This window comes from Flavobacterium geliluteum, from assembly GCF_017948595.1.
In the GTDB taxonomy this organism is placed as follows: Bacteria; Bacteroidota; Bacteroidia; order Flavobacteriales; family Flavobacteriaceae; genus Flavobacterium; species Flavobacterium flavipigmentatum.
This window is the reverse complement of the sequence record NZ_JAGFBV010000061.1, coordinates 1-2,222: the sequence shown is the minus strand read 5'-3', so window position 1 is coordinate 2,222 and position 2,222 is coordinate 1. Positions and strand designations below refer to the sequence as shown.

Sequence of the window (2,222 nt, the reverse complement as noted above, 5' to 3'; positions counted from 1 at the left end):
TTTTTTTTTGGAGGAGTTTTTAATGTGGTTTTCTTGTGTTTTCCTTCTCCTGAAGCTTCGGGATTGGGCATAACTTCCCCTACCCATAAAATTAGTTTTTACAGGGATTAGCGTTTTGGCTACCGCCAAGATACCAAGCAGGCGGACCGCGTTGGTCAAAAACGGCTATTCGATGTAAATTCCCTGTTTTACAACACCGACACTTTGGTAAAAAAGGCTTTTTCTCTACTTTCTCTAGTACTTTAACTTGAAGTTTCTCCTGCAAAAGCTTTAACTTTTGCCGTTTCCAAGTACTACTCAAAAAACCGTAATGCCTTATTTTTACAAAACGCTTGGGCAAAATATGCAATGAAAACCGACGTATAAATTCCTGATGCGTCAATGTCATCTGTTTTTTAAAGCCATTTTGACGGTAATCGTTATAAGCAAAAGTCACGCTTTTATCGTCTATAGCTTTGATTCGATGGTTGCTAATGGCTATTTTGTGGGTGTACCTACCCAAATATTCCACCACCGATGCAGGACTTCCAAAAGGTTTTTTGGCAAATACCACCCAAGGTTTTTGCCATAATTCTTGCCGGATTTGTTCGTACTTTATAGGTTCTTTCGCTTTGAGTTTCTCACAATATTTAGCTCTAAAAACTTTTGATAAGGCTTTTACAGCAAACAAGAATTTGCCATCGCTTCGGATATTTTGCCATTGTTCGTTTTTATCTACGCCGACGCCAGGAACAATACAATGCAAGTGCGGATGCAAACTCAATTGCTGTCCCCAAGTGTGCAAAACAGCAATCATTCCTATTTGTATTTTCTTGGCTTTGCCAAATTGTTGCAAGGTTTCCCAAGTGGCTTCAAACAAAGTATCATAGACGATTTTGGGTTGATGTATAGCCAAAGAATTGATGCTGTCTGGCAAAGTAAAAACCACGTGGAAATAGGCTACTGGCAAGAGTTCTGTACTTCTGGCATCTATCCAATGCTCTCGCTTATTGCCTTGACATTTTGGACAATGGCGATTGCGACAAGAGTTGTAACTGATAGTGAGATTCCCACAGCCATCGCAAGCATCGATATGACCTCCTAAAGCTGAAGTTCGGCATTTTTGGATGGCAGATAGTGTACGTAATTGCCAAGTATTTAAACCCAGATTCTCTGTTTTTGTTCCTAACTTGCTCAGTACATCGGCTACTTCAAAGAGCCGCTGCATTGGGTAAAAAGTGTATCGAGTGGACTAAATTTTTGTTGACTGGCGAGTTGGGCGATCTGTAAATATTCCAAGGTCGTTTCTAAGTTTTGGTGTCCCAAAAGGTCTTTAAGCGTAATGATATCCATACCGTCCTCGAGCAAATGTGTGGCATAACTGTGTCGCAGCGTATGGGTGTGAACTTCCTTTATAATCCCAGCTTGCTTACAAACCTGTTTGATAACCCATTGTACACCTCGTTGGGAATAGCGAGAATCAAAATCCCCTCCAGATCGTTCTATAGGCTTGCCATTAAACAAATAATCCTGAGGTTTTTCCCCTTGGATGTATTTTTTGAGTCCTCGTATTAAATGAACCGATAAAGGAACATAGCGGTCTTTTTTTCCTTTGCCTTGTACTACTTTGAGTTGTTTGCGATCAAAATCCAAGTCTTGCAATCGTACGCTTCGGGCTTCCATACAGCGAAGTCCACAGCCATAAAGCAACCCAATCAGTATTTTGTGTTTGAGCAGTTTGGCGTTTTGTAGCATTGCCCAGACTTCTTCCTTACTTAAAACAACAGGTAGTTTTTTTTCATGTTTGATTGAGGGTAATCGTAGAAATTCATACGGAAGACCTTCGGATTTCAGTAAAAATCGAAGTCCATAAACACAGTGTTTAAAATAGGTTTGTGATGGGGTTTTGGACTTTTTTTGTAAATAAAACAAATAGTCGTGGACTTGTTCTGCGTCCAATTCGGTGGGGATTTTACCAAAATAGAGCGAAATAGCCGCTACGTGTCGGGAATAATTACTAAATGTACTTTGGCTCCTGCCTAAAACGGAAACTGTGCGCTCAAAACGATCTAATAAATCCGTAAAACCAGATACTTCTCTTTTGGCTTGGTTGAGAATTTTGTTTTCTCTTAATTCTTCAACATTCTTTTTTTTGTAGTCATAACTTACAGAATTTAATTATATTCGTAAGGTACAAAATCAACTAATGTGCTACCGAAGGTTTAGTTCAACACACGCTACAA

2 protein-coding genes are annotated in these 2,222 nt (G+C 39.5%); both read right to left on the bottom strand.

Going from position 1 to position 2,222, the window contains the following annotated elements:
- Positions 1 to 91: 91 nt before the first annotated feature.
- Positions 92 to 1,207: an IS91 family transposase gene (locus J3495_RS18915; RefSeq protein ID WP_210668524.1), complete on the bottom strand. Its 1,116-nt coding sequence runs from the start codon at positions 1,205 to 1,207 to the stop codon at positions 92 to 94.
- Positions 1,186 to 2,097 (bottom strand): tyrosine-type recombinase/integrase, encoded by a 912-nt coding sequence (locus J3495_RS18910; protein ID WP_210668526.1) that lies wholly within the window; start codon positions 2,095 to 2,097, stop codon positions 1,186 to 1,188. Before J3495_RS18910 ends, J3495_RS18915 begins: the two co-directional genes overlap by 22 nt.
- Between the last annotated feature and the right edge of the window lie 125 nt (positions 2,098 to 2,222).

Excerpts from the sequence above, each read along its gene's own strand:
- J3495_RS18915 (WP_210668524.1), bottom strand. The coding sequence starts at position 1,207 with ATGCAGCGGCTCTTTGAAGTAGCCGATGTACTGAGCAAGTTAGGAACA.